The sequence below is a fragment of the Zoogloea sp. genome, from assembly GCF_044344315.1.
Taxonomy (GTDB): Bacteria; Pseudomonadota; Gammaproteobacteria; order Burkholderiales; family Rhodocyclaceae; genus Zoogloea.
Map to the genome: position 1 here is coordinate 1 of NZ_JBIJDC010000073.1, position 23087 is coordinate 23087.

Annotated in this window: 19 protein-coding genes and 1 pseudogene; 11 read left to right on the forward strand and 9 right to left on the reverse strand. The window is 62.2% G+C overall.

Annotation, left to right across the window (positions count from 1 at the left end; translation table 11 throughout):
- From ACIQ09_RS15015 to ACIQ09_RS15025, 3 genes and pseudogenes are all read left to right on the forward strand, one after another.
- A pseudogene (locus ACIQ09_RS15015) lies at positions 1 to 450 on the forward strand (ketol-acid reductoisomerase); the annotation flags it as partial.
- Positions 451 to 561: 111 nt separating this feature from the next.
- Positions 562 to 1350 (forward strand): CDP-diacylglycerol--serine O-phosphatidyltransferase, encoded by a 789-nt coding sequence (gene pssA / locus ACIQ09_RS15020; RefSeq protein WP_398311461.1) that lies wholly within the window; start codon positions 562 to 564, stop codon positions 1348 to 1350.
- 144 nt (positions 1351 to 1494) lie between these two features.
- A complete protein-coding gene (locus ACIQ09_RS15025; RefSeq protein WP_398311464.1) occupies positions 1495 to 3027 on the forward strand; it encodes a 2-isopropylmalate synthase in 1533 nt (510 codons plus the stop codon).
- 10 nt (positions 3028 to 3037) lie between these two features.
- On the opposite strand, the gene ACIQ09_RS15030 is transcribed toward ACIQ09_RS15025, so the two are convergent.
- A complete protein-coding gene (locus tag ACIQ09_RS15030) occupies positions 3038 to 3403 on the reverse strand; it encodes a DUF2069 domain-containing protein (RefSeq protein WP_296564139.1) in 366 nt (121 codons plus the stop codon).
- Positions 3400 to 3996: an NAD(P)H:quinone oxidoreductase gene (wrbA, locus tag ACIQ09_RS15035; protein ID WP_398311468.1), complete on the reverse strand. Its 597-nt coding sequence runs from the start codon at positions 3994 to 3996 to the stop codon at positions 3400 to 3402. The genes ACIQ09_RS15030 and wrbA overlap by 4 nt, the downstream gene beginning before the upstream one ends.
- A gap of 37 nt (positions 3997 to 4033) precedes the next feature.
- Here wrbA and ACIQ09_RS15040 point away from each other — a divergent pair, with 37 nt between their 5' ends.
- The gene (locus ACIQ09_RS15040) at positions 4034 to 5293 is read left to right on the forward strand and encodes a YihY family inner membrane protein (RefSeq protein ID WP_398311471.1); all 1260 of its coding nucleotides are present in this window, start codon (positions 4034 to 4036) and stop codon (positions 5291 to 5293) included.
- Here ACIQ09_RS15040 and ACIQ09_RS15045 read toward each other — a convergent pair.
- Positions 5290 to 6780, reverse strand: a complete 1491-nt coding sequence (locus ACIQ09_RS15045; RefSeq protein ID WP_398311474.1) for a hypothetical protein — start codon at positions 6778 to 6780, stop codon at positions 5290 to 5292. The genes ACIQ09_RS15040 and ACIQ09_RS15045 overlap by 4 nt on opposite strands.
- A gap of 194 nt (positions 6781 to 6974) precedes the next feature.
- Between ACIQ09_RS15045 and rpsP the strand changes: the two genes are divergently transcribed.
- The 4 genes from rpsP to rplS all read left to right on the forward strand — a co-directional run bounded on the left by rpsP (position 6975) and on the right by rplS (position 9034).
- A complete protein-coding gene (gene rpsP / locus ACIQ09_RS15050; RefSeq protein ID WP_398311477.1) occupies positions 6975 to 7226 on the forward strand; it encodes a 30S ribosomal protein S16 in 252 nt (83 codons plus the stop codon).
- A 37-nt stretch (positions 7227 to 7263) separates the two neighbouring features.
- Positions 7264 to 7767 carry a ribosome maturation factor RimM gene (gene rimM / locus ACIQ09_RS15055; RefSeq protein ID WP_398311480.1) on the forward strand — a complete coding sequence of 168 codons (504 nt, stop codon included), beginning with the start codon at positions 7264 to 7266 and terminating at the stop codon, positions 7765 to 7767.
- The gene (trmD, locus tag ACIQ09_RS15060; RefSeq protein WP_398311483.1) at positions 7767 to 8546 is read left to right on the forward strand and encodes a tRNA (guanosine(37)-N1)-methyltransferase TrmD; all 780 of its coding nucleotides are present in this window, start codon (positions 7767 to 7769) and stop codon (positions 8544 to 8546) included. Before rimM ends, trmD begins: the two co-directional genes overlap by 1 nt.
- 89 nt (positions 8547 to 8635) lie before the next feature.
- Positions 8636 to 9034, forward strand: coding sequence for a 50S ribosomal protein L19 (gene rplS, locus ACIQ09_RS15065; protein ID WP_398311486.1), 399 nt, complete (start codon positions 8636 to 8638; stop codon positions 9032 to 9034).
- 95 nt (positions 9035 to 9129) lie between these two features.
- On the opposite strand, the gene folE2 is transcribed toward rplS, so the two are convergent.
- The 4 genes from folE2 to xseB form a co-directional block, all read right to left on the reverse strand.
- Positions 9130 to 9942, reverse strand: a complete 813-nt coding sequence (gene folE2 / locus ACIQ09_RS15070) for a GTP cyclohydrolase FolE2 (RefSeq protein WP_398311489.1) — start codon at positions 9940 to 9942, stop codon at positions 9130 to 9132.
- 83 nt (positions 9943 to 10025) lie between these two features.
- Positions 10026 to 11924, reverse strand: coding sequence for a 1-deoxy-D-xylulose-5-phosphate synthase (gene dxs, locus ACIQ09_RS15075; RefSeq protein ID WP_398311492.1), 1899 nt, complete (start codon positions 11922 to 11924; stop codon positions 10026 to 10028).
- Between the two features lie 53 nt (positions 11925 to 11977).
- Positions 11978 to 12874: a polyprenyl synthetase family protein gene (locus ACIQ09_RS15080; RefSeq protein WP_398311495.1), complete on the reverse strand. Its 897-nt coding sequence runs from the start codon at positions 12872 to 12874 to the stop codon at positions 11978 to 11980.
- Entirely contained in the window at positions 12871 to 13089 is a 219-nt protein-coding gene (gene xseB / locus ACIQ09_RS15085; RefSeq protein WP_398311498.1) for an exodeoxyribonuclease VII small subunit, read from the reverse strand. The genes ACIQ09_RS15080 and xseB overlap by 4 nt, the downstream gene beginning before the upstream one ends.
- A 127-nt stretch (positions 13090 to 13216) precedes the next feature.
- Here xseB and ACIQ09_RS15090 point away from each other — a divergent pair, with 127 nt between their 5' ends.
- Entirely contained in the window at positions 13217 to 14320 is a 1104-nt protein-coding gene (locus ACIQ09_RS15090) for an aromatic ring-hydroxylating dioxygenase subunit alpha (protein ID WP_398311501.1), read from the forward strand.
- Between the two features lie 91 nt (positions 14321 to 14411).
- Here the strand turns inward: ACIQ09_RS15090 and ACIQ09_RS15095 are convergent, their stop codons facing one another.
- A complete protein-coding gene (locus ACIQ09_RS15095) occupies positions 14412 to 16229 on the reverse strand; it encodes a TolC family outer membrane protein (protein WP_398311504.1) in 1818 nt (605 codons plus the stop codon).
- A 402-nt stretch (positions 16230 to 16631) separates the two neighbouring features.
- On the opposite strand from ACIQ09_RS15095, the gene ACIQ09_RS15100 reads away from it, so the two are divergent.
- Together ACIQ09_RS15100 and ACIQ09_RS15105 are read left to right on the forward strand one after the other, a co-directional pair.
- Positions 16632 to 17252: a transglutaminase-like cysteine peptidase gene (locus ACIQ09_RS15100; RefSeq protein WP_398311507.1), complete on the forward strand. Its 621-nt coding sequence runs from the start codon at positions 16632 to 16634 to the stop codon at positions 17250 to 17252.
- 10 nt (positions 17253 to 17262) lie between these two features.
- The gene (locus ACIQ09_RS15105) at positions 17263 to 19188 is read left to right on the forward strand and encodes a LapD/MoxY N-terminal periplasmic domain-containing protein (RefSeq protein ID WP_398311510.1); all 1926 of its coding nucleotides are present in this window, start codon (positions 17263 to 17265) and stop codon (positions 19186 to 19188) included.
- Between the two features lie 72 nt (positions 19189 to 19260).
- Here ACIQ09_RS15105 and ACIQ09_RS15110 read toward each other — a convergent pair.
- Positions 19261 to 23087, reverse strand: a 3827-nt coding sequence (locus ACIQ09_RS15110) for a VCBS domain-containing protein (RefSeq protein WP_398311513.1), incomplete at its 5' end; no start/stop codon positions are given.

Here is a 23087-nt window from a genome sequence, read left to right on the forward strand (position 1 = left end):
GACCTGTTCGGCGAGCAGGCCGTTCTCTGTGGTGGTGCTGTCGAGCTGGTCAAGATGGGCTTCGAAACCCTGACCGAAGCTGGCTACGCTCCGGAAATGGCCTACTTCGAGTGCCTGCACGAGCTGAAGCTGATCGTCGACCTGATGTACGAAGGCGGCATCGCCAACATGAACTACTCCATCTCCAATAACGCGGAGTATGGCGAGTACGTGACCGGCCCGGAAGTCATCAACGAAGAGTCCCGCTACGCCATGCGCGAAGCCCTGAAGCGCATCCAGACTGGCGAATACGCCAAGATGTTCATTCAGGAAGGCAAGACCAACTACCCGTCCATGACCGCCCGTCGTCGCCTCAACGCCGTGCATCCGATCGAGACCGTCGGTGCCCAGCTGCGCGACATGATGCCGTGGATCAAGGCCAACAAGCTGGTTGACCAGTCCAAGAACTGATCGCACCTGACTTGAAGCGCGCACGGGGGACGAAAGTCCCCCGTGTCGTTTTCGGGTCCGGGGCGGTGTCCTGCGTTACAATCGCGTTCGACTTCACCCATCGTCCCCTCCATGGCCGATCAGCATTCCCGCAAGCCCCTGCTCAACCCGGAACGGCGTCGCAAGGGCATCTACATTCTTCCCAACCTGTTCACGACGGCCGCGCTCTTTGCTGGTTTCTACGCCATCGTCCAGGCCATGAACGGGCTCTTTGAGCAGGCAGCGGTGGCGATCTTCATTGCCATGGTCCTGGATGGCCTCGATGGCCGGGTGGCCCGACTGACGCGTACCCAGAGTGCCTTTGGTGCCGAGTACGATTCGTTGTCCGACATGGTTTCCTTTGGCGCAGCGCCGGCCCTGATCATGTATGAATGGGCGCTCAAGGGCATGGGCAAGCTCGGCTGGATGGCGGCCTTCATCTATTGTGCTGGCGCCGCCCTGCGGCTTGCCCGCTTCAACACCAATATCGACGTCATCGACAAGCGCTATTTCCAGGGGCTGCCCAGCCCGGCTGCCGCTGCGCTGATCGCAGGGCTGGTGTGGGTCATGATCGACAACGGCATCGCGGGGCCTGATGTGCGCTGGTACGCGTGTGCGCTGACCATCTTTGCCGGCATCTCCATGGTCAGCAACGTGCTGTTCTACAGCGGCAAAGAGATCAACCTGCGTCGCAGCGTGCCCTTCATTGTCATAATCGCCTTCGTTCTCGGCTTCCTGCTGGTTTCCAGCTACCCGCCGGGGGTCCTGTTCGGCCTTTTCCTCTGCTATGCCGTATCCGGCTATGTGCTGGGGGTGTGGGGCTGGCTGAAGGGGCGCCGGCGTAGTGCCTCGGTTGAGGCGTCGGAAAAGACTGATTTATAGTTCCGGGCCTTGCATCTTCCGTCTGCTTGGCACGGCGAAGGTGCGTCCGGAATCCAAACAAACTCGCGAACTCCGGCATCCCCTACGGATTGAACGTCGGGGATGCGCCCCAATCCAAATACAAAGAACCTGCGGGAGCCCATCATGAACGACCAGCTGATCATTTTCGACACGACCCTGCGCGACGGCGAGCAAAGCCCCGGTGCATCGATGACGCGGGATGAAAAGCTGCGCATTGCCCGCCAGCTTGAGCGGATGAAAGTCAACGTCATTGAGGCAGGCTTTGCGGCGGCTTCCAATGGTGACTTCGAAGCGGTGAGAGCCGTGGCGGAGGCGATCAAGGAGTCCACCGTGTGCTCCCTGGCGCGGGCCAACGAGAACGATATCCGCCGTGCCGGAGAAGCCATTCGCCCTGCCGCATCCGGTCGAATCCACACCTTTATTGCCACCAGTCCGATCCATATGGAGAAGAAGCTGCGCATGACGCCCGACCAGGTGGTCGACCAGGCTGTGCGGGCGATTGGCTGGGCGAAGGAGTACACCGACGACATCGAGTTCTCGGCGGAGGATGCGGGCCGTTCCGAGATCGATTTCCTGTGCCGCATTTTCGAGGCCGTGATCAAGGCAGGTGCCACGACCATCAACGTGCCGGACACCGTGGGCTACAACGTGCCGGAGCAGTTTGCCGACACTATCCGCAGCCTCATCGAACGCGTGCCCGGTTCGGACAAGGTGGTCTGGTCCGTGCATTGTCACAACGATCTCGGGCTTGCCGTTGCCAACTCGCTGGCTGCGGTGCGTGCTGGTGCCCGGCAGGTGGAATGCACGGTCAATGGCCTCGGCGAGCGTGCCGGCAACGCGTCACTCGAAGAGGTCGTGATGGCGGTGCGGACCCGCAAGGATGTGTTCCAGTGCGATACCCGTGTGGATACCACCCAGATTGTCCCGGCCTCCAAGCTGGTCTCGGGGATCACCGGTTTTCCGGTGCAGCCCAACAAGGCCATTGTCGGCGCCAACGCCTTTGCCCACGAATCCGGCATTCACCAGGATGGTGTGCTCAAGCACCGGGAGACCTATGAAATCATGCGTGCCGAAGATGTGGGCTGGAGCACCAACAAGCTGGTGATGGGCAAGCACTCGGGGCGCAATGCGTTCCGCTCGCGCCTCCAGGAGCTGGGCGTCGGGATCACGTCCGAGGAGCAGCTCAACCACGCCTTTGCCCGTTTCAAGGAATTGGCTGACAAGAAACACGAGATCTTCGACGAGGATCTGCAGGCGTTGATGAGTGACGAGAGTTCGGAGCCGAAAGAGCATTTCCGTCTGCTGTCGTCGTCCTTTCACTCGGAAACGGGTGAGACGCCCTGTGCGCGGGTGACGCTGGCGGTCGGTGGTGCCGAGGCGAAGGCGGAGTCCTGTGGTTCGGGCCCTGTTGATGCAGCCTTCAAGGCGATCGAGGTGGTGGCCAACAGCGGCACGGAGCTGCTGCTGTATTCGGTGAATGCGATTACCACCGGTACCGATGCGCAGGGTGAGGTCACCGTACGCCTGTCGAAGGACGGGCGTGTGGTAAATGGTCAGGGCGCCGACACCGACATCATCGTTGCTTCCGCCAAGGCCTACCTCAACGCCTTGAACAAGATCCAGGCGGGTTCCGAGAAGATGAACCCGCAGGTTTGAGCACGGTGGCTCAGGTTTCCTTTGAAGCCTGGGCCAGTCGTGACGGTGCGGTGTTGCGGGAGTAGAGCACCACCACCACGAAGAAGATCACGCTCAGAACGGCCTCCGCCAGCGCCAGTGCGTTGCCGGGGGCCGCGTCGTTGGTGCGAACCACGCCTTCCGTCAGATACAGCAGGATCATCATCGAGCTCCACTGGTAGGTGTAGCGCGTGCCGCGCAGGATGCCGAAAAGGGCGGCCATCAGGGGCAGGACCTTGAGGGTCATCCAGGAGCCGCCCGGGCGCAGGGGCGCCAGCATGGTTTCCCAGGCAAGGCAAAGGGCAATCAGGCTGAGCAGGGTGATGCTGGCAATCAGGGACAGGGTTTTCGGTTTCATGGGGTGGCGAGCTTGAGGGCGGTTTCGGCCAGGCGCTTGCCCAGGGCCGTGGCGAGGCGTTTTTCCTCGTCGGTGAGTTGGGTGTTTTCGTCCTTGCCCGCCCAGTGGGTTGCGCCATAGGGCGAGCCGCCGCTGCGGGTACGTGTCAGGTCGGGTTCGGAGAAAGGGAGCCCGACGATCAGCATGCCGTGATGCAGGAGCGGTGTCATCATCGACAGCAGTGTGCTTTCCTGGCCGCCATGCTGGCTGGCGGTTGATGTGAACACGCTGGCTGGTTTGCCGGCAAGGGCGCCGGACAGCCAGGGGCCTGCGGTGCTGTCAAGAAAGTACTTCATCGGTGCAGCCATGTTGCCAAAGCGGGTGGGGCTACCGATGGCGACGCCGATGCACTCTTCCAGGTCGCGCATTTCTGCATAGGGCGCGCCCTGGTCGGGAATGTCCGATTCGGTGGCTTCGCAAACGGCGGACACGCGTGGTACGGTCCGCAGTCTCGCTGATGCGCCGGGCACGGAGTCGATGCCCCGCGCAATCATTTCTGCCAGGGCGCGAACCGAACCCCGGTGGCTGTAATAGAGAACGAGGACTTCCTGCATGGATAGGGCCTGTGAAGCGGAAAGGCATTATACGTAAATGAACTCAGAGCTCGATTCCGGGCACCGCTTCCGCGTCACCCTGCGGGCCTTTCGTCTCCTGCTAAGCGCAGTGTCACGGCGTTTCGGTGAGGGGCGTTGTTCCCAGGTGGCTGCAAGCCTGGCATTCACCTCCTTGCTCTCCGTCGTGCCCTTCGTGACGCTGGTGGCGGTGGTGTTCAGCAAGTTTCCCCAATCACAACGTTTCGCGGATGCGTTGCGGGGTTTTCTGCTCGACAATCTTCTTCCGGAGAAGGCGGGCAAGGTCATTGCCGCCTATGCCTTCCAGTTCAGCCAGAAGACGACCAACCTCACCATCGTGGGCGGCGCGGTGCTGATCCTGACAGCGATCATGCTGATGCGGACCATCGATCAGGTGATCAACGAGATCTGGCGGGTGCAGGTCCATCGCCCCTGGGCGACCCGTCTGGTGGCGTACTGGGCGGTGTTGTCCCTGGGGCCGCTGCTGCTTGCTGGTGGCGTGTTTGCTGCTGGCGCCATGCTGAGCGTTTCCATGGATTTCATGAATGAACCTGCCTGGCTCGAGGTGGCTGGTCTGCGCTTGGTGTCACTGGGTGTGCTGGCGGGCGTGTTTGCAACTCTCTATTTCGCGGTTCCCCATTGCAGCGTGAGGCTTGCCGATGCGGGGCTGGCGGGGTTGCTTGCTGCAGCCGGGTTCCTGGTCATGCAGCGCATGTTCAGCCTTTACCTGGCTCATTTTCCGAGTTACACGCTGGTCTATGGTGCGTTCGCTGTCGTCCCCATCTTCCTGCTATGGCTCTATCTGTCGTGGATCATCATCCTGCTGGGGGCCGTTGTCGCTGCGGTTCTTCCGGAGCGCAGCCTGCGGCGGCGACCGCTGCCGGAGTTTCCCGGGCGAGCGTTGTACGTGGCTTTGCTGATGCTTTTCGAGCTGGCAGAGGCGCAGTCTGGTGGTGAATGCAGAGGGGTGGAAGAACTGGCTGACGTGGCACGGGTCGGCCATGATGAAGTCCGGGAGGTGCTCGCCGTGCTTGCGTCATCGAGAGTTGTGGTGCGCAGGGATTCAGGGGGCTGGCTGCTGGCCCGCTCCGCTGAAAGCGTGCGTGTGTCGGAGTTGGTGAGCCTTTTTGGGCTGGCGCTGCCGCCGGATGCGGGTGGGGTGTCCGGCGGGCCTGAATCCTGGCTACACGAGCCGTGGAAGTGGATGCTGGCCGCGACCGATGCTGCAGCAGACGTGTCGCTCAGGCATTTGCTTGAGAGCGGAAGAGCCTCTGCCTAGAGGGGGTAGGGATCGATTTCGTATTGAAAGAGCTCTACTGCGGCAGTCTGCATGTCCAGACTGAGCAGTCGTCCCTGGGCAATATAGAGACGGTTTGTGTCGGAAACGAGCATGAAGCGCCGTGCTGAATAAGTGCCCGCAGGTGCGAGAATGGCTTGCTGGCGGCCGAGTGCGTGAATGGGTGGCAGTACCAGGGCCGGGCTCATTGGACGGGTCCGGTTGGCGTTGCGAAAGCCGACGGTGACGGGCTTGGCGGAATTGGCAAGAACCTGCAGGCCGAGTTCGATCTGTTCGGGGGTTTCGGTGCGAATCCAGCGCACCACGCATAGTGTCCAGGGTTCTTCGTCACTCCGGCGCAGGGCTAGCGCCATGCCAGCACTCAGGGCGTTGGCATTTCCAGTGACCTGCATGATTGCGTAGCCGGTGGGGCTTTCATTTATCACCATCCATTCGGAAGAGTATTGCGCTTGGTGGCGAAGGCCTGGATCGCGGAGCATCTTCCAGATGGTGTCGAGCCCGCAACACACTCGAACCCCATACTGACTGCGTCTCCGGGGGTGCTCGCGACGGGGAGGGCAGGCCCAGTATTCCCTGACACGCCGCAAAAGCGTTGCTGCTTCACTCCGATCCAGGCCGGCGTGAAAGTCAGCGGGCAGTGGGGCATCACCTTCAAGGCGGTCGATAAGGGAGGTGGCCCGCCGTGCGAGCTCCTCGCCCGAGAAATAGAGAAGTCCGTCAACATCTGGCGGATTGCGCCGGTGAATCGACATGGGTTGTGTGTCTTGGTCGGGGTCGAGCCAAAACCAGCCCATTTCGTCCTCGCCCGGCACAGAATGGCGGATTGAGGTGCTGCTCGCATTGGTAGTCAGAAAATCTGACAGCCAGCAAATCTCCTTGCCGGTGAGGCCTTCCGGGTGTGCTGCCGAGAACGCCAGCAAATACTTGTAAGCTGCCTTGGCGCTTTCGGGGGCGTCGCTGCCATGCCCGGGCTCCGCTTCGCAGCCACTGCCAGCGTAAAGGGCGTGGGCTTTGAGCCAGAACTCGTAAGGAGCGCCGTTGCCTGCCAGATGAGCAATAGTCAGCTGTTCGCCAAGCAGTTCGAGTGCCTTGGCACTGATGGTGGCCGGGTTGCGGCGCAGGGTTCGGACCAGCCGATGGCGAATCTCGTTGAGGACTTCCTCGTGTCCGGTCGCCAATTTGCCAAGTGCCGATATCAGCCGCGTCGCAGAGCGGTGGAGTCCGAGCGTGAGGGGCAGGGAGGCGCCTGCCAGGCGTTCCCTGAACTGCCGGCTGATGGCCATGCTGCGAGAGTGCAGTAGGTCCAGGCAACGGTGAAGTTGGCTGCGACTGACGTCCGAACGACCGAGCTCCTCAAGATGACGAAAGAGGGTCGCCAGTTCCAGGTCGGCATCGGAGGACAAATCGGAAGCCAGCCAGTCGAGAACCGGCGCTGTACGATCAGAAAGGTTGGGGTCGGCGGCGCTCATTGCCCTGGAAGTCTCATGACCAGTTCGCCATTGTAATTAAATCGCCGTGATATGTGCCGCGTTTCGGTATTCACGGGCCATGATTCGGGTGGGAGTGCGGGCAGGCGAACATTTCGAGCCGCATTCGTCTTGATGTTTTTCTGTTCGTGATTTAGTATCCGACGTTTTTCCATTTCATCGGATCAGGAACAGTCATGGTTGTTATTCGTCTCGCCCGCAGTGGTTCCAAGAAGCGCCCTTTCTACAACATCGTTGCCGCTGATTCCCGCAATCGTCGCGACGGTCGTTTCATCGAGCGCATCGGCTACTACAATCCCGTTGCTTCCGGCAACGCCATCAGCCTGGTGGTCAATGCCGAGCGTCTGTCCCACTGGGAGGGTCACGGTGCCCAGCTGTCCGACACCGTCGCCCGCCTCGTGAAGCAGGCTGCCAAGGCGGCTGCCTGAGTTGTCAGGGTCTTCCGATCTGTCTCAAGACCCTTCCATGATCGTCCTGGGGCGCATCGTTGCGCCTTTTGGCGTTGGAGGTTGGGTCAAGGTTCATCCCTTTGGTGATGATCCGCTGTCCTGGAAACAGATGCCCCAGTGGTGGTTGTCTACAGATCCGGACGGGAAAGAATGGGCTCCCTACACGCTGAAGGGGTGCAGGGAGCACGGCAAGGGAGGCATTGTTGCCAGCTTTGCAGAGGTGCCAGACCGCAACGGTGCCGAGGCTGTAACCGGGTACTTTGTGGCGGCTCCTCGCGAATTGCTGCCCAAACCGGAGAAAGATGAATACTACTGGGCCGATCTTGTCGGGCTGGAGGTAGTCAACACTGCTGGTGTCACTTTCGGCAAGGTGTCGGGTCTTCTCTCTACCGGTGCGCACGACGTGCTGCAGGTCCAGGATGGAGATACCGAACGCCTGATTCCGTTTGTCGCTGCTTATGTGCCGACAGTGGATACGGCAGCGGGCCGGATAGTGGTGGAGTGGGAAGCAGATTGGTGATGTCTGCCGAAGGCTGCAAGGCCTACGATGTCCTCACCCTGTTTCCCGAAATGTTCTCTGCCCTGTCGGAGTTCGGTATTACCGGGCGCGCGAGGGACAGGGCGCTTTACGAGATTCACTGCTGGAATCCGAGGGATTTCACGGAAGATCGCCATCGCACCGTAGATGACCGCCCTTATGGTGGGGGGCCGGGGATGGTGATGTTGCCGGGGCCTTTGGAGAAGGCCATCGCCGAGGCGAAGGCCAGGCAGCTTGCGTCGGTGGGTACGGCGGGGCGGGTGATTTACCTCTCGCCGCAGGGTCAGCCACTGGATCACCGGAAGGTGCTTCAGTTGATGGCAGAGCCGTCCCTGATACTGCTGTGCGGTCGCTACGAGGGCGTGGATCAGCGTCTGATCGATCGTTGTGTTGATGAAGAGATTTCCCTCGGTGATTTTGTCCTTTCGGGGGGGGAATTACCGGCGATGGTTTTGCTCGATGCGCTCATCCGGCAGTTGCCTGGTGCGCTGAACGACGAAGATTCTGCTGTAGAGGACTCGTTTGTGGATGGGCTGCTCGATTGCCCGCATTACACCCGTCCCGTGGAATATCACGGGGTGAGCGTTCCGAATGTGCTGCTTTCAGGCAATCACGCCGAGATTCGGCGCTGGAGGCTGCAGCAGTCGCTGGGGCGTACGGAACAGCGGCGCCCCGATCTGCTGGACGGACGGGTATTGAGCAAGGAAGAGTTCCGACTGCTGGAGGCATTCCGGCAGTCAGAAACGAAGCCGGAAGCCTAGGGCTCCGGTTTCATAACAAAGCCGTGCATCAGGTGGCGACCTGCTCTGCACGAAAGGCCACAGGCCCCATTTTTTATCAGGAGTTACGCATGAACCTCATTCAGCAACTGGAACTGGAAGAAATCGCCCGTCTGACCCAAGGCAAGGCCATCCCCGAGTTCGCTCCCGGCGACACCGTGGTTGTTCAGGTCAAGGTGAAGGAAGGCAATCGCGAGCGTCTGCAGGCTTACGAAGGTGTTGTCATCGCCAAGCGTAACCGTGGTCTCAACTCCGGTTTCATCGTTCGCAAGATTTCTTCCGGCGAAGGCGTGGAGCGTACGTTCCAGACCTACTCCCCGCTGGTGGCCAGCATTGAAGTGAAGCGTCGCGGCGATGTTCGCCGTGCCAAGCTCTACTATCTGCGCAGCCGCTCCGGCAAGTCCGCACGTATCAAGGAAAAGCTGGACTACAAGTCCTTCGCTGCCAAGGCTGCTGCTGCCAAGGCCTGAGCTTTATCCAGGACGGAAAAAAACGGAACCTCGGTTCCGTTTTTTTTCGTCCTGGACTTCTGCCCCCTGCATTCCTGGAGCAGGTATCACTCCGATCAAGACGGAGTGCGCTTGTCGTGCTCGATGAGAGCGTAGGCGGAGTGGTTGTGAATGGATTCGAAGTTCTCGGACTCAACCATGTAGGCGTCAATGCGACCTTCCCGGTTAAGGCAGCCGGCAACATCACGGACCATGTCCTCGACGAACTTCGGATTGTCGTAAGCGCGCTCGGTAACGTACTTCTCGTCGGGGCGCTTGAGCAGGCCGAAAAGCTCGCAGGAGGCCTGAGCCTCAACAAGCTGCACCAACTCTTCGATCCACAGATGGTCGTTGGTCGTGGTGGTGACCGTAACGTGGGAGCGCTGGTTGTGGGCGCCGTACTCGGAGATCTTTTTCGAGCAGGGGCACAGGCTCGTGACAGGAACAACGATCCGCATGGTGAACTCGTAGGCGCCACCTTCACGGATTTCACCGATGAAGGTGACCTCGTAGTCCATCAGGCTCTGAACGCCGGAGACCGGTGCTGCTTTGTTGATGAAGTACGGGAAGGTCATTTCCACATGGCCGGTCTCCGCCTCGAGCTTCTTCACCATTTCGCGCAGCATCGGCTCGAAGGACTCGACGGAGAGCTCGCGTTCGTGACTGTTCAGGATCTCCACGAAGCGGGACATGTGGGTGCCCTTGAAGTTGTGGGGCAGGCCGACATACATGTTGAAGACGGCAATGGTGTGTTGAATGCCGCCATTCTTGTCCTGGACTCGGATCGGGTGACGAATTGACTTGATGCCGACCTTGTTGATGGCCAGCTGACGGGAATCTGCGGAATTCTGGACGTCCGGGATCGGACTTGAGGCGGCACACGTGGTCATGACTGTTCTCGTTAAATCTCGTTGGGGAACGGGGATCTAAAGTCCCCTGGATGGTTTCATCCTATCATTCCCGACAAAAGCACTCAACTATTCGGCCGATAGGCTTCTTCAATGCGCTGCCGGATGGTTCCAGCATCAAGGCCGATCTCGGCCATCAATTGAGCCTGGTCGCCGTGGTCGATGAAGCGGTCAGGCAGGCCGATCTGGAGCAGGCGAGCGGGCTTTCCGGCTTCGTTGAGCACGCGCGCAATCTCCGAGCCTGCACCGCCGATGATGGCGTTCTCTTCAAGGCTCACCAGCAGTTCGTGCGTATCGGCGAGCTGGAGAATGAGATCCCGGTCAATGGGCTTGGCAAAGCGCATGTTTGCGACCGTTGCGTCCAGCTCGTCACCGACCTGCAGGGCAGTGCCCAGCATGCTGCCGAAAGCCAGCAATGCGGTGCGATTGCCGTTGCGGCGGACCTCACCCTTGCCGATGGGGAGTGTCTGCATCGCCACCTGCGGGGTGACGCCGAGGCCGCTGCCGCGGGGGTAGCGCACGGCTGTGGGGCCGTCATGCTGATAAGCGGTGTAGAGCATCTGCCGACATTCGTTCTCGTCGGCGGGGCAAAAAATCGTCAGATTGGGGACGCACAGCAGATAGGAGATGTCAAAGGCTCCATGGTGTGTGGCACCATCTGCGCCCACCAGACCGGCCCGGTCGATGGCCATCATCACCGGCAGGTTCTGCAGGGCGATGTCATGTATCAGCTGATCGTAGGCCCGCTGCAGGAAGGTCGAGTAGATGGCCACCACCGGTTTGAAACCTTCGCAGGCAAGGCCGGCACCGAAGGTGAGCGCATGCTGTTCGGCGATGCCCACATCGTAGTAGCGGGTAGGGTGTTCCTTGGCGAAGCGGACCATTCCTGAGCCTTCGCGCATCGCCGGGGTGATGGCCACAAGCCGCTCGTCGGCGGCGGCCATGTCGCACAGCCAGTCGCCGAACACCTGGGTGTAGGTGAGCTTGCCGCCGCCCTTGGCGTCCTTGCCGGTGGCAATGCCGGCAGTGTGGTCGAAGCGGGAGACGCCGTGGTAGAGGATTGGGTCGGCCTCGGCCAGCTTGTAGCCCTGGCCCTTGCGGGTGATCACGTGCAGGAACTGCGGGCCCTTCAGCGTGCGCAGATTCTGCAGTGTGGGGAGTAGGGACTCCAGGTCGTGCCCGTCGATGGGGCCGATGTAGTTGAAGCCGAACTCTTCGAACATCGTCCCGGGCATCACCATGCCCTTGACGTGCTCTTCGGTGCGGCGCGCCAGTTCAAAGACGGGTGGAGGCAGGTTCTCGAGGAAGCGCTTGCCGATCTTGCGGGCGCCGTTGTAGAGCTTGCCTGACAGCAGGCGCGACAGGTGCTTGTTGAGGGCTCCCACCGGTGGCGAGATGGACATCTCGTTGTCGTTGAGGATGACCAGCAGGTTGGTGTCGTGGATGTCGCCCGCGTTGTTGAGGGCCTCGAAGGCCATACCGGCGGACATGGCGCCATCGCCGATTACCGCAATCGCACGACGATCCTCGCCACGCATGCGGGCAGCTTCGGCCATGCCGAGGGCCGCCGAGATCGAGGTGGACGAGTGGGCGGTGCCAAAGGTGTCGTAGTCGCTTTCACTGCGTCGCGGGAAGCCCGAGATACCCTGGTACTGGCGCAGTCCAGCCATTGCCTCGCGGCGGCCAGTGAGGATCTTGTGAGCGTAGGTTTGGTGGCCCACGTCCCAGACGATGCGGTCTTCAGGTGTGTTGAAAACGTAGTGCAGGGCGACCGTGAGCTCGACGGTTCCCAGGTTGGACGAAAGATGTCCACCTGTGCGGGATACAGAACTGATCAGAAAATTGCGCAGCTCGTCGGCCAGCTGGGGGAGTTCGCTGGGGTCGAGCTGGCGCAGGTCCGCGGGCGAGGCGATGCTTTCAAGCAGGCTGCTGCGGGGAGTGGCGGGCTGCGTTCCGAGGGGCATTCCGGGTTACCGGGTCGTTAATGAGTGTTCTTGCTTGTTCTTCGGGCCAGCGTTCAAAACTGTCGGTGCACGATAAAGCGCGTCAGTTCCGAGAGGCGACGTGCCGGCTCGCCGAAGGCCGCAAGGCGGTCCAGGGCATCCTGACACATCTCTTCGGCCAGTGCGCGTGCCCGGGTCACACCCAGCAGGCTGACATAGGTTGGCTTGTCGTTGGCGGCATCCTTGCCGGCAGTCTTGCCCAGTGTGGCCGTGTCTGCTTCGGCGTCGAGGATGTCGTCCACTACCTGGAAGAGCAGGCCGATGACCTTGCCCACGTGGTCCAGGGAGTCCATCTCGTCTTCGTTGAGGTCGCGGCCGCATTGTACGCCAAGGCCGATGGAAGCCCGGATCAGAGCGCCGGTCTTGTGGATGTGCATGAACTCCAACTCGGCGAGGCTAAGTTGCAGCCCCACGGAAGCCAGGTCGATGGCCTGTCCGCCGGCCATGCCGCGGGAGCCGGAGGCGATGGCCAACTGCCGGATCATGCCTAGCTGACGGTGGGGAGCATCGCTGACCGGCACCTCGGCGATGTGCTGGAAGGCCAGGGTCTGCAGGGCATCGCCTACGAGGAGAGCGGTCGCGTCGTCGAACTGGACGTGAACGGTGGGTTTGCCGCGGCGCAGGATGTCATCGTCCATGCATGGCATGTCGTCGTGCACCAGCGAATAGGTGTGGATCATCTCGAGGGCGCAGGCCACCCGGTCCAGGCGCTCGGGTGCCGCGCCGCTGATGTCACCGGCGGCATGCACGAGCAGGGGGCGCACACGCTTGCCACCGCCCAGGACGGCGTAGCGCATGGCCTCATGCAGACGGGCAGGGGCGATCTCTGGAGCCGGGAGGGCCCGATCGAGCGCGGACTCCATCCGCTCCTGGATATGGTTCATCCATTGGCTGAAACTAAGCGTGCTCATGCAGACGGGGCTTCCGTGTCGGTGGTTTCGAGAATGCGGATGCTCTGCTCGGCCTTGCTCAGGACTTCCTGGCACTGGCGCAGCAGCACCGTGCCACGCTGGTAGGCCGCGAGGGCCTGGTCGAGGGGGAGCTGACTGTTTTCCATCTCCTGGACGATGGATTCCAGTTCGGAGACGGCGGATTCGAAACTTGGGGACTTGGAGGGCTTGACCATGCGTGGCCGGATCCGACGTGGGGAAACCGTAAAAATAGCCTATGGCCGGGCTTCAGGTCAAACGCGTAATAATATATAATCTCGGGTTTTACGTTTCGGGCTTTCGCTTTGAATCAGGGGGTTCGGGATGTCTGACATCGCTTCTCAGGCACTTCTTTCACCGGCAATTTCCCAGTTGCCGGTCTCGTGGTACTTCGACGACAGGATTTTCGAGCTGGAGAAGCGTCTCCTCTTCGATGCCGGTCCTGGCTACGTCGGCCACGAACTCATGGTGCCGGAAGTCGATCAGTACCGCTCTCTCGAATGGCTGGACCACTCGAAGCTGCTGATCAACCGGGATGATGGGCACTACCAGATGTCCAACATCTGCCGCCATCGTCAGGCCATCATGCTGCAGGGTTCCGGCCAGGCTGACCGAAACATCGTCTGCCCAATCCATCGCTGGACTTACAACCCCGATGGTCTGCTCATCGGTGCTCCGCATTTCGCCGAGAATCCCTGCCTCAATCTGCAGCGTCAGAAGCTCGAGAACTGGCAGGGCCTGCTCTTCAAGGGTCCCCGTTCCGCGAATGCGGATCTGGCCGGCATGCAGGTCGGTGGCGAGCTCAACTTCGCGGGCTACAAACTCGACAAAGTCGAGATCCACGAGTGCAATTACAACTGGAAGACCTTCATCGAGGTTTACCTCGAGGATTACCACGTGGTGCCCTTTCACCCGGGTTTAGGCCAGTTTGTCACCTGCGACGACCTGACTTGGCAGTTCGGTGAATGGTACTCGGTGCAGCGGGTCGGCATCACCTCCCTGCAGAAACCCGGCTCACCCACCTACAAGCGCTGGCATGAGGCCGTGATGGCCTACCATGGTGGCGAGATGCCCAAGCACGGGGCGATCTGGCTCACCTATTTTCCGAACATCATGGTCGAGTGGTACCCCCATGTGCTGGTGGTGAGCACCTTGATTCCGACGGACGTCAACAAGACCACCAATGTGGTTGAGTTTTACTACCCCGAGGAGATCCTGGAGTTCGAGCGCGATTTCGTCGAGGCTGAGCAGGCTGCCTACATGGAGACAGCCATCGAGGACGACGACATTGGCGAGCGCATGGATCGCGGACGTCTGGCCCTGATGAAGGAGGGGCGCAACGAGGTGGGACCGTACCAGTCGCCTTACGAGGACGGGATGCAGCATTTTCACGAGTTTTACCGGCGCATCATCCAGCCGCACCTCTGATGCATTGAGACTGAATGAAAAAGGGAGCCAACCGGCTCCCTTTTTCATTGCCTGCTCCCTCTCCGTTGCCTGAGGGAGGGGCAGGGGAGGATCAGCGATTCGATTCGCGGACGATCTTCCATTGCCCGTTCTCGAGCTCGTAATGGAGCGTCTTGGGCACGGAGTCCTTGAAGTCGGCAGAGCGGTAGTTCTGGGTGAAGCTGGCTTCGGCGGCAGTGGGGGATACGCTATGTACCTTCACGTTTTCAACTGCCACACTGATCTCGCCGGGCTTGGCGAGGCGCTTCTCGCGCAGTGCCATCCAGGCGTCGAGCTTGCCCTGCTCGGGCTGGAAGCGGGTCGAATAGAAGGCCTTGTAGCCCTTGAAGTCTTTTGCTGACCAGGCTGCGGCCCAGGATTTGACCAGCGGTTCGATGGCCGGGGTAGCCGCGGTGGCGGGAACGGCTGCTGCGGCTATGGCGTTGGTCACAGGGAGCGGCACCGGGGCGGGTTCGGGACGACCGCGCATGGCACCTACGGTATCCAAGGGGGCAACGACAGGCAGTTCGGTGCTGCACTGCAGGTTCTCGTCCTGGGCCGGATCAGTGGAGGTGACGGCTTCCTCGGGTGCCGTCTTGGCGACGGACGTGAGTTGCACGCTGGGCAGGATGCGGTGGGTCTGGGTCAGCACACGTAGTTCGGCCTGGGTCAGGTCGTAGCGGGCACGCGCGGTGGCCCGCTTGGCATCAAACAGTTCGTTCTCGGTGTTGAGCACATCGAGCAGGCTGCGTTGGCCGATGTCGAACTGTTGCCGGTAGGCATCCCGGGCCTTCTCGGTGGAAAGCTGGTGCTGTTCCAGGTAGATCAGCTGTTCCTTGAGCTTCTTGACGTCGTTCCAGGCAATTGCGGTCTGCTGGCGAACGTCCCGGCAGGCCTTGTCGCGCAGGTCGGTGGCGTTGTAAAGCTGCTCGTGGGATTGACGGATGCGGGCCTCGTCGGAACCGCCCTTGTAGAGGTTCCAGTTGAGCAGCACCTGCAGGGCGGTGGAATTGGTTTCGCCGGTCACGCCGAGCAGGTTCTTGTCCATGCCGGTGCTGGCGCGCAGTTCGACGGTGGGCAGCTTGCTGGCGCGCTGGACATCGATGTTGGCCCGGGACGAGCGGATGTTCGAGACGGCCGCCCGGAAAGTCGGGTTGTCGGTGATGGCCTGGCGCAGCACATCCTTTTCGATAGGCAGTTGCTGGCCCAGGGCAGGGGCTGCGTCGAGCTTGTCTGCCGGGGCTTCGCCGACCACGCGCTCGTAGCGCTGGCTGACATCATGCAGGTTGGAGCTTTCCGTGAGCCAGTTGGACTGGGCCAGGGCCAGGCGGCCGAAGGCCTGTTCCAGGTCTACCCGGCGGCCTACACCGGCCTTCACGCGGCGCTCGATCTGATCGACGGTCTCTTTGTGAATGGCCCAGTTCTCCTGGGCCAGCTTGCTGAGGTCGCGGTAGCGCTGGACGTCGAGATAGGCTCGGGCGGCTTCGTAGGCGATCTCGTCGGTGGTGCCGAGCAATTCGTAGTAGCGGACGGCGCGGGCAAAGCCCAGGCGCTTTACATCGTTGCCGGTGGCGAAACCATCAAACAGGAGCTGGCGCAGCTGCAGCTGGTAGCCGGGCCGGCTATAGGTGTCGGATGGGCTGGTGGGGGTCTCACGGCGCTCCCGGCCGGTGTAGCCCTGGAGGTCGATGCGCGGGAACAAGCCACCGCGTGCAACATCCCGCTCAGCATCCGAAGCCTGATAGTTGTGCAGTCGGGCAAGCACTTCGGGGTTGCGGAGAATGGCTTTCTCGATAGCGTCTGGCAGCGTGCCGGGGGTGCCGGCCTGGGCGGAGGAAAGTGCCACGAAGCAAAGAGCGAGGCTGGCGGAGAGCTTTGTTGCTTTGAACATTGTCATCTCGTTCATTGAGGGTGAGGGGACGGCATGCGCGTCGTCATGAGGATCACGGATTCTTGTCCGGAATAGGGCCAGATTTTAGGCGTCGTTCAATGCTTGTCTTGAGCATTATTTCTTTCTTGACGCGGTTGCCTTGGTTGAATGAGGGGTTTGAATAAATATTTCACAATTGACGACAGCGGAAACCAAAGCTTAACTTTTTCCACCATCCGCCGTTGATTCAGCCTGGTTCAGTATTAATTTTCTCCCATTCATCAGGCATGACTGCTGCAGGGTTGTCCGCTGAGACTGCCCCTTGTTCCCGCTCCCTCAATGCCGTTATCGTTTTCTTGCCCTTGCAAAGCTCTCCTCACGGCTGTACGCCGACAGGGCGGGGCGGTGGGGGCTGCCTGCTTGTTGAGCGTCGGGCTTGCCCTGGGTGGTTTCGAGGTCGAGCGGATGCGCCAGGTGGCCCAGCAACGCTTCGGCCAGACAGGGGGAGAGGCGGTTGAGGCGTGGCGTAGCGCTTTGGGGGGCTGGCGCGGCTTGAATGAGGAGGAGCAGCTACGCCGGATCAACGAGTATTTCAATCGGCGCATCCGCTTTGCCGACGACAGCGTAGTGTGGTCCCAGGCGGACTACTGGGCCACGCCCCTCGAGACCATTGCCCGGGGAGCCGGGGACTGCGAAGACTTTGTCTTTGCCAAGTATTTTACCCTGCGGGAGCTGGGGGTTGCGGAAGACCGCCTGCGGATGACCTATGTGCGGGCCCAGGTGGGCGGCGCCGGCAGCAGCGTGAGTCAGGCGCATATGGTGCTGAGCTACTATCCAACGCCCGATGCGGTGCCATTGGTGCTCGACAATCTGATCACCGAGATTCGGGCAGCCAGTGCTCGTCCAGACCTGGTGCCGGTGTTCAGTTTCAATATGCAGGGCGTTTTTGTTGGCGGTGCCGCCCGGGCTACCAGCCCGGTGGATCGGGTGTCCCGCTGGCGTGAGTTGCTCCTGCGCATGCGTTCGGAAGGCTATACGCCTTGAAGGAATCGATATGTCCCTGTTGAGAAGATTGTGGGTCAGCGTGGTGGTGGCCATGACGGTGGTGCTCGTCGGGGCCTTTGCGGTCAGTCTGTTCACCGCGCGCAGCTACTTCGAGCAGCAACTGACGGCCCAGGCCAGCGATGGCGCGGTGTCCCTGGCTTTGTCCATGTCCCAGCAGAGCAAGGATGTGGCGACCATGGAGTTGCTGGTGACCGCCTTGTTCGATGGGGGGCATTACCGTCAGATCCGCTTCACCGACCCGTCGGGGCGAGTGCTCGTAGAGCGTATTCAGGATGATACGGCCGAGGGCGTACCGGGCTGGCTGGTTGCCCTGGTGCCCATGGAGGCCCGGCCGGGCCAGGCGTTGGTCAGCGATGGCTGGCGACAAGTCGGGAAGGTGAGTGTTGTTGCGGCCCGCAGTTATGCTTACCGTTCCCTGTGGCGCGGCGCCTTGCAGTTGGGAAGCGTGATGCTGGCCATCGGGTTGTTCTGGGCCATGGCCGTGTCGATGCTGCTGCGCTGGGTGCGCCGGCCCCTCGACGAGATGGCCGAGCAGGCTGAGGCCATTGGCGCGGGTCAGTTCCGGGTTATTGAGGAGCCCAGGGTTATCGAACTGCAGAGCATGGCCCGGGCTCTGAACCGCATGTCCGAGCGCATACGTGCCTTGTTTTCCGAGCAGGCCGGCCGGATCGCCCGCCTGCGTGACGAGGGCAGTCATGATGGCGGTACGGGTTTGCTCAACCGGGCAGCGTTCAATGGCGAACTGCGTCGCGTGCTGTCCGATCCGGATGTGGCGCCGGGAGGGTGCCTGGCCGTGCTGCGTATTGCCGATCTCGTCGTGCTCAACCAGAAACTCGGGCGGGCCCGGACGGACGAGTGGCTGGCGGCTGTGGCCGAGGCGCTTCAGGACGGGCTGGAGGCGGGGGATGATGTGGCCCTCGGGCGACTCGGTGGCGCCGAGTTCGGGGTGCTGGTCCCCGGCATGAGCCTGGCTGACGGGCGGGCCATGTTGGAGCGTTTGTGCAGTGCAGTCACTGCACTGGATCTGGAGGTGGACGCGGCCCATCGTCTGCATCTGGATGCGGCAGCGGTGGCCTATCGGCGTGACGACACCCCGGGCGAGCTGATGGCACGGGTGGATTCAGCCCTGATGCGCGCCGAGGCCGAGGGCGGCATCGTCGCCGAGCCTGGTGGATCCCCCCTGCCGATCCCGGTTCCCGGTGCAGAAGGGTGGCGGGAGATGCTTGAAGGGGCCTTGGCCCGTCATGAATTCACGCTCACCAGCTATCCGGTTCTGACCTCCGAGGGAGGCTTGGTCCACCGGGAGTACATGTTGCGTCTGCCCACCGCAGGTGCCGTGCTGACGGCAGGCCAGTTCATGCCGGCAGCGGTCCGGGTGGGGCTGGCCGCTGCCTGCGACCTCGAAGCCCTCCGCCTTGGCATTGCCCGTCTGGGCGAGTCTTCGGAACCTATTGCCATCAACGTGGCGCCCCGTTCGCTGATCGAGACCGATTTTCTCGATGGGCTGGATATCCTGCTGGCAACGGCGGGTACTGGCGCCTCACGGATTGCCGTTGAGGTCAGCGAGCGTGGGCTGGATGCGAGTCTGGCCGGTCTGGAGGCCCTCGCCGAGGTGTTGGCACGGCATGGGGCCCACCTGGGTATCGAGCATTTCGGACGCCAGCTCGCGGCTTTGCCGCGCCTGTATGCCCTGAGGCTCGCCTATCTCAAACTGGATGGCAGCTTTGTTGCCAGCCTGCACGAAAACCCCGGCCATCAGCGTCTCGTCAAGGCGATTGTCGACGTGGCCCATGGCCTCGAGGTGGCGGTCTATGCGGAGCAGGTCCATACGGCCGAGGAGTGGGCGGCGGCCAGTGTCCTGGGCGTCAGTGGCATGACCGGCCCGGAGGCTTCACGCCGACTCGCTGCAGCCTGAGCCTGCGCCCACAAGAAGAAAGGGAGGCCCCTCGCGGAGCCTCCCTTTTTTGATGCGGATGTTGCAGGTCGCTCAATCGGCGCTGAGCTTACCCTTGGTCAGCAGGTCCTGAATGATCTGGGCATCGGTGCTCAGGGCGCCGCTGTCGGTCAGATCCACACCCTGCAGCACGATCTTCTGGTCGGTGGCGCCGGCGCTGAAAGTGCCACCGGTGTAGCCGCCGGTGCTGCTGATGTGTACCACGGTATCTGCGCCAGCCTTCTCGAAGTGCAGGTAGCTGCCCAGGTTGCCCGGGTTCGCACCGGTGTGGCTTTCGCCCTGGAGGAGATCACCGAGATCCAGCACGTCGCCACCGCTGATGGCGGCGGCCTTGTTGAAGTCGGTGATGGCATCCAGCGCCGGTGCCCCTGCCGTACCCGCATCGCCTAGAGACCACTTGAAGGTATCGGAGCCGAGGCCGCCAGTGAGCGTGTCATTGCCCGCGCCGCCCGAGATCAGGCTGGCGCCGCTGCCACCGGTGATGGTGTCGTTGCCGAGGCCGCCGTAGATCACGTCCTGGCCGGCACTGCCCGTGATGTGGTCGTTACCGTCGGTGCCGTCCAGACGTTCGCCGGTGCGTACCACCCAAGTGCCGTTGGTGGTGCTCTCGACGATGTCCTGCAGTTCGGTGAGAACCGGAGCGCTGGTGGGCGTGAAGAGGGCGAACTCGTCGGTGCCCAGGGTCTTGTAGGCCGTGTCGGCTTCACCGCTCAGCTTGACCTCGATGCGCAGGCGGGCGTTGCCCCCTTGTTCCCAATAGACGATCTCAATGGGCTGCAGGCCGCTCTCCAGGCTGATGCCCGTGTAGGTGCGGGCCGTGGGCGACTGGATGTCGTTGAAGCTTGCCACGGTCTGGCCACCGATGTTGATGCGGAAACCGTCGTCGGCGGTGACCCGGATGTCGTAGATGCCGCCGCCCACGTTCATCATGCCGACGAAGCGCAGGCCCGAGTCGGTGGTGTTGCCGATGCCCGTGGTGGTGGTGAGGCTTGCCGCATCGGCACCGGCAGTGCCACCGCGCAGGAAGTTGTAGAGGGCGCCCGAGTTCACCGCCATGTTGGCGCCGAGGGTGGGGTTGTTGCCCAGGTTTCCATTGACGGCAGCCACGGAGGTAGTGCCAGTGGTGTAGCCAAAGCCGTAGTCGATCTTGTCAGCGCTGAAGGTGGCATCGGAGCCTGCGACCGGAGCGGCATCATAAGTGCCGAGCACCGTCTCGCCGCTGCGCCCGTCGACGATGGCGGTCATGTCGGCGAGATTGTTTAGGTTACCCAGGGTGGTGTCGTCGGCGTGGGTGCGCGTCACGCCGGCGGTGGTCTCGTTGTAGCCGTAGTACTCGCCGGTCAGGCCGAGGCTGGAGGCGTCGATGATGCTGCTGGTGCTGGTCAGGGTGACCACGCTTTCCGCTTCGCGGCTCACGTTGAAGGTCACGCTGGCCGAGGCAGTGTCGCCATCCTTGTCTGCCAGCACAAAACTGAAGCCATCTACGATGGGCGTGGTGACGGTGGGCCGCGGGGTGTAGTTGTAGCTGCCAGTGTTCATGTTGACCACCAGGGTGCCACCGTCGTCGGTGCGCACGGTGAGCTGGTGCGTCGCCGGGTCATAGGTGCCCTGGCTGCTACCACCGGTGACCGCGATGCTGGTGGCGCCAGACGGGTCGTAGGTGTAGGTCACACCCTCGACGGTGATGGAACTGATGTGACCGCCATCGCCGCCAAAGCCGGAACTACCGCCCAGCAGTCCGCCAGTGAGGATGTCACCGGAAGCCGACTGGGGAATGGTGGCCTGCAGTGCATTCGACAGCTGGCTGAAATCGCTGATGACCTGGGCGTTCAGGTTGGTGCCGGTGAGCCCGTCATAGGCGATTGGGTCCAGGGGCCCCTGGGTTGCACCGGTACCCATGCCCAGCGCGTAGCTGGTGATGCCATTGGCAGTCAGGAAAGCTTTCCATGCGGTTTCGTCGGCGGTGCCGATCTCCCGACCGAGGTTGGGAACGCCGTCAGACAGGAAGTAGGCGACGTTCTGACCGGAGGCGAGCTTGCCCGTTGAGGCGAAGGCCGTCTGACCCGCGGCAATTGCCGCGTCGTAGTTGGTCGTGCCTCCCAGGGAGACGACTGACAGCTGTCCTTTGCCTACATCAACAGTTGTCCATTCGGTGCCCACGGCACTGGCAGAGCTGTTGAAGGTGACGATCCTGACCCGAACTTCGCCAAGGCCATCGTAAGTGTCGATGAGCTGATTGAGAGCGGCGATAGCAGACCGCAGACGGGTCGTTCCCCCTACGCCATCGGCAGTGTTCATGCTGCCCGAGTTGTCCAGGATGATCAGCAGGTTGGTGTCCTGGGGCGGAACTTCCACGGCCTGGGTGACCGAGGTGGCCTTGGGCGCATCGTCTTCCACCCGAACGGCCAGAGTGCTGGTGGTGGTGGTGACGCCATCGCTGACATTGACGCCCAGGTTAAGGGTGAGCACGTCTTCCTGGGTGGTGTTCGGGTGGTCGATGGGGCCCGATAGCGTGACAGACTGGGTGCCGTCGTTGGCGATGGTGGCCCGCACGATCTCGAGACTGCCGGCGCTGCCGATCAGGGTCTGGGTACCGCTGCCGGTCCAGGTGATCGCCACTCCGTTTGAAGTAAGGGCTGTAGTCGGAGCGGTCAGGGTGACACTGAGCGGGTCGCCATCCACGTCAGCCACGCTGATGACGCTGCCGGCGGTGGTCAGGTCGGTTGTGTCGGTGGTGCCCGTGGTGTCGGCAATGCCACCCGCCAGGCCTTCCTCAGACACGCTCACGGTGGCGGTGCCGACAACCGGTGCGTCGTTGGTGCCCGTCACATTGATGGTGACGTCCTTCGCCGTGCCGTCGGCGGTGGTCACGCTGAAATGATCCTGGACCACTTCGCCCTGTTTGAGCGACTGCACATTGGTGGCGTTGTTGTCGAGGCTGTAGCTCCATGTGCCGTTGGCCTGCAGGGACAGCGTGCCGTAGGTGCCGGACAGGGTCTGGGGCACGAAGCTGGACTGGCCGGCGTCCGCGTCGCTGATCGTCAGGCTTCCGCCCGCGGTGAGGGTGCCGTCTTCGGTGACGTTGCCGGTGGCGACGCCGCCGATGACCGGGGCATCGTTCAGGCCGCTGACCTGAATGCTCAGGGTCGTGGTGGCAGTGCCGCCGTTGCCGTCGGACACGGTGTAAGTGAACACGTCGTTGGCGGACTGGCCCTGGGTGAGTGCCTTGGCGGCGTCGCCCGGGGTGTAGATGTAGCTGCCGTCGGGGGCAATCTGCAGGCTGCCAAAGGCGCCCGCGACGATAGTGCCACCCGAGGTTACTGGCACGCTGGTGCCACTGCCGGCAGCAATGCCGGAGACGCTCAGGCCGGCACCGTCGATATCGCTGTCATTGGTCAGCACGCCGCTGCTTGCCGCTTGAGTAAGCGGGGTGTTCTGATCGGTGCTGCCGGAGTCTGCAATCGCCACAGGCGGGTCATTCACCGGTGTCACGTTGAGTGTTGCGGTGGCCTGGCTTGAGCTGCCGCCGTTGTTGTCGGTGGCGGTGAAGTGGAAGCTGGTGCTGCCGTTCCAGTTGGCGTTGGGCTGGAAGTACAGGGTAACGGCGCCGCCGCTGGCGGTGAGGGGCGTGCCGGCGCTGACCGGCTGGGTCATGGCGGCGTCCCGGTACAGGGTGCCGTTGGCGGGCAGGTCGGCCAGGGTGAGGCTGGTGACGGTGCCATCCACATCGGAGCCGGCGAGGGTGACCGGGATGGGGGCTGCCGGATCTTCTGCACCGGAGGCCAGGACGTTGGCGACCGTCGGGATCTCGTTGGTGCCAAGGACGGTGACGATGATGCTGCGCGGCGTGCCGTCGGCGG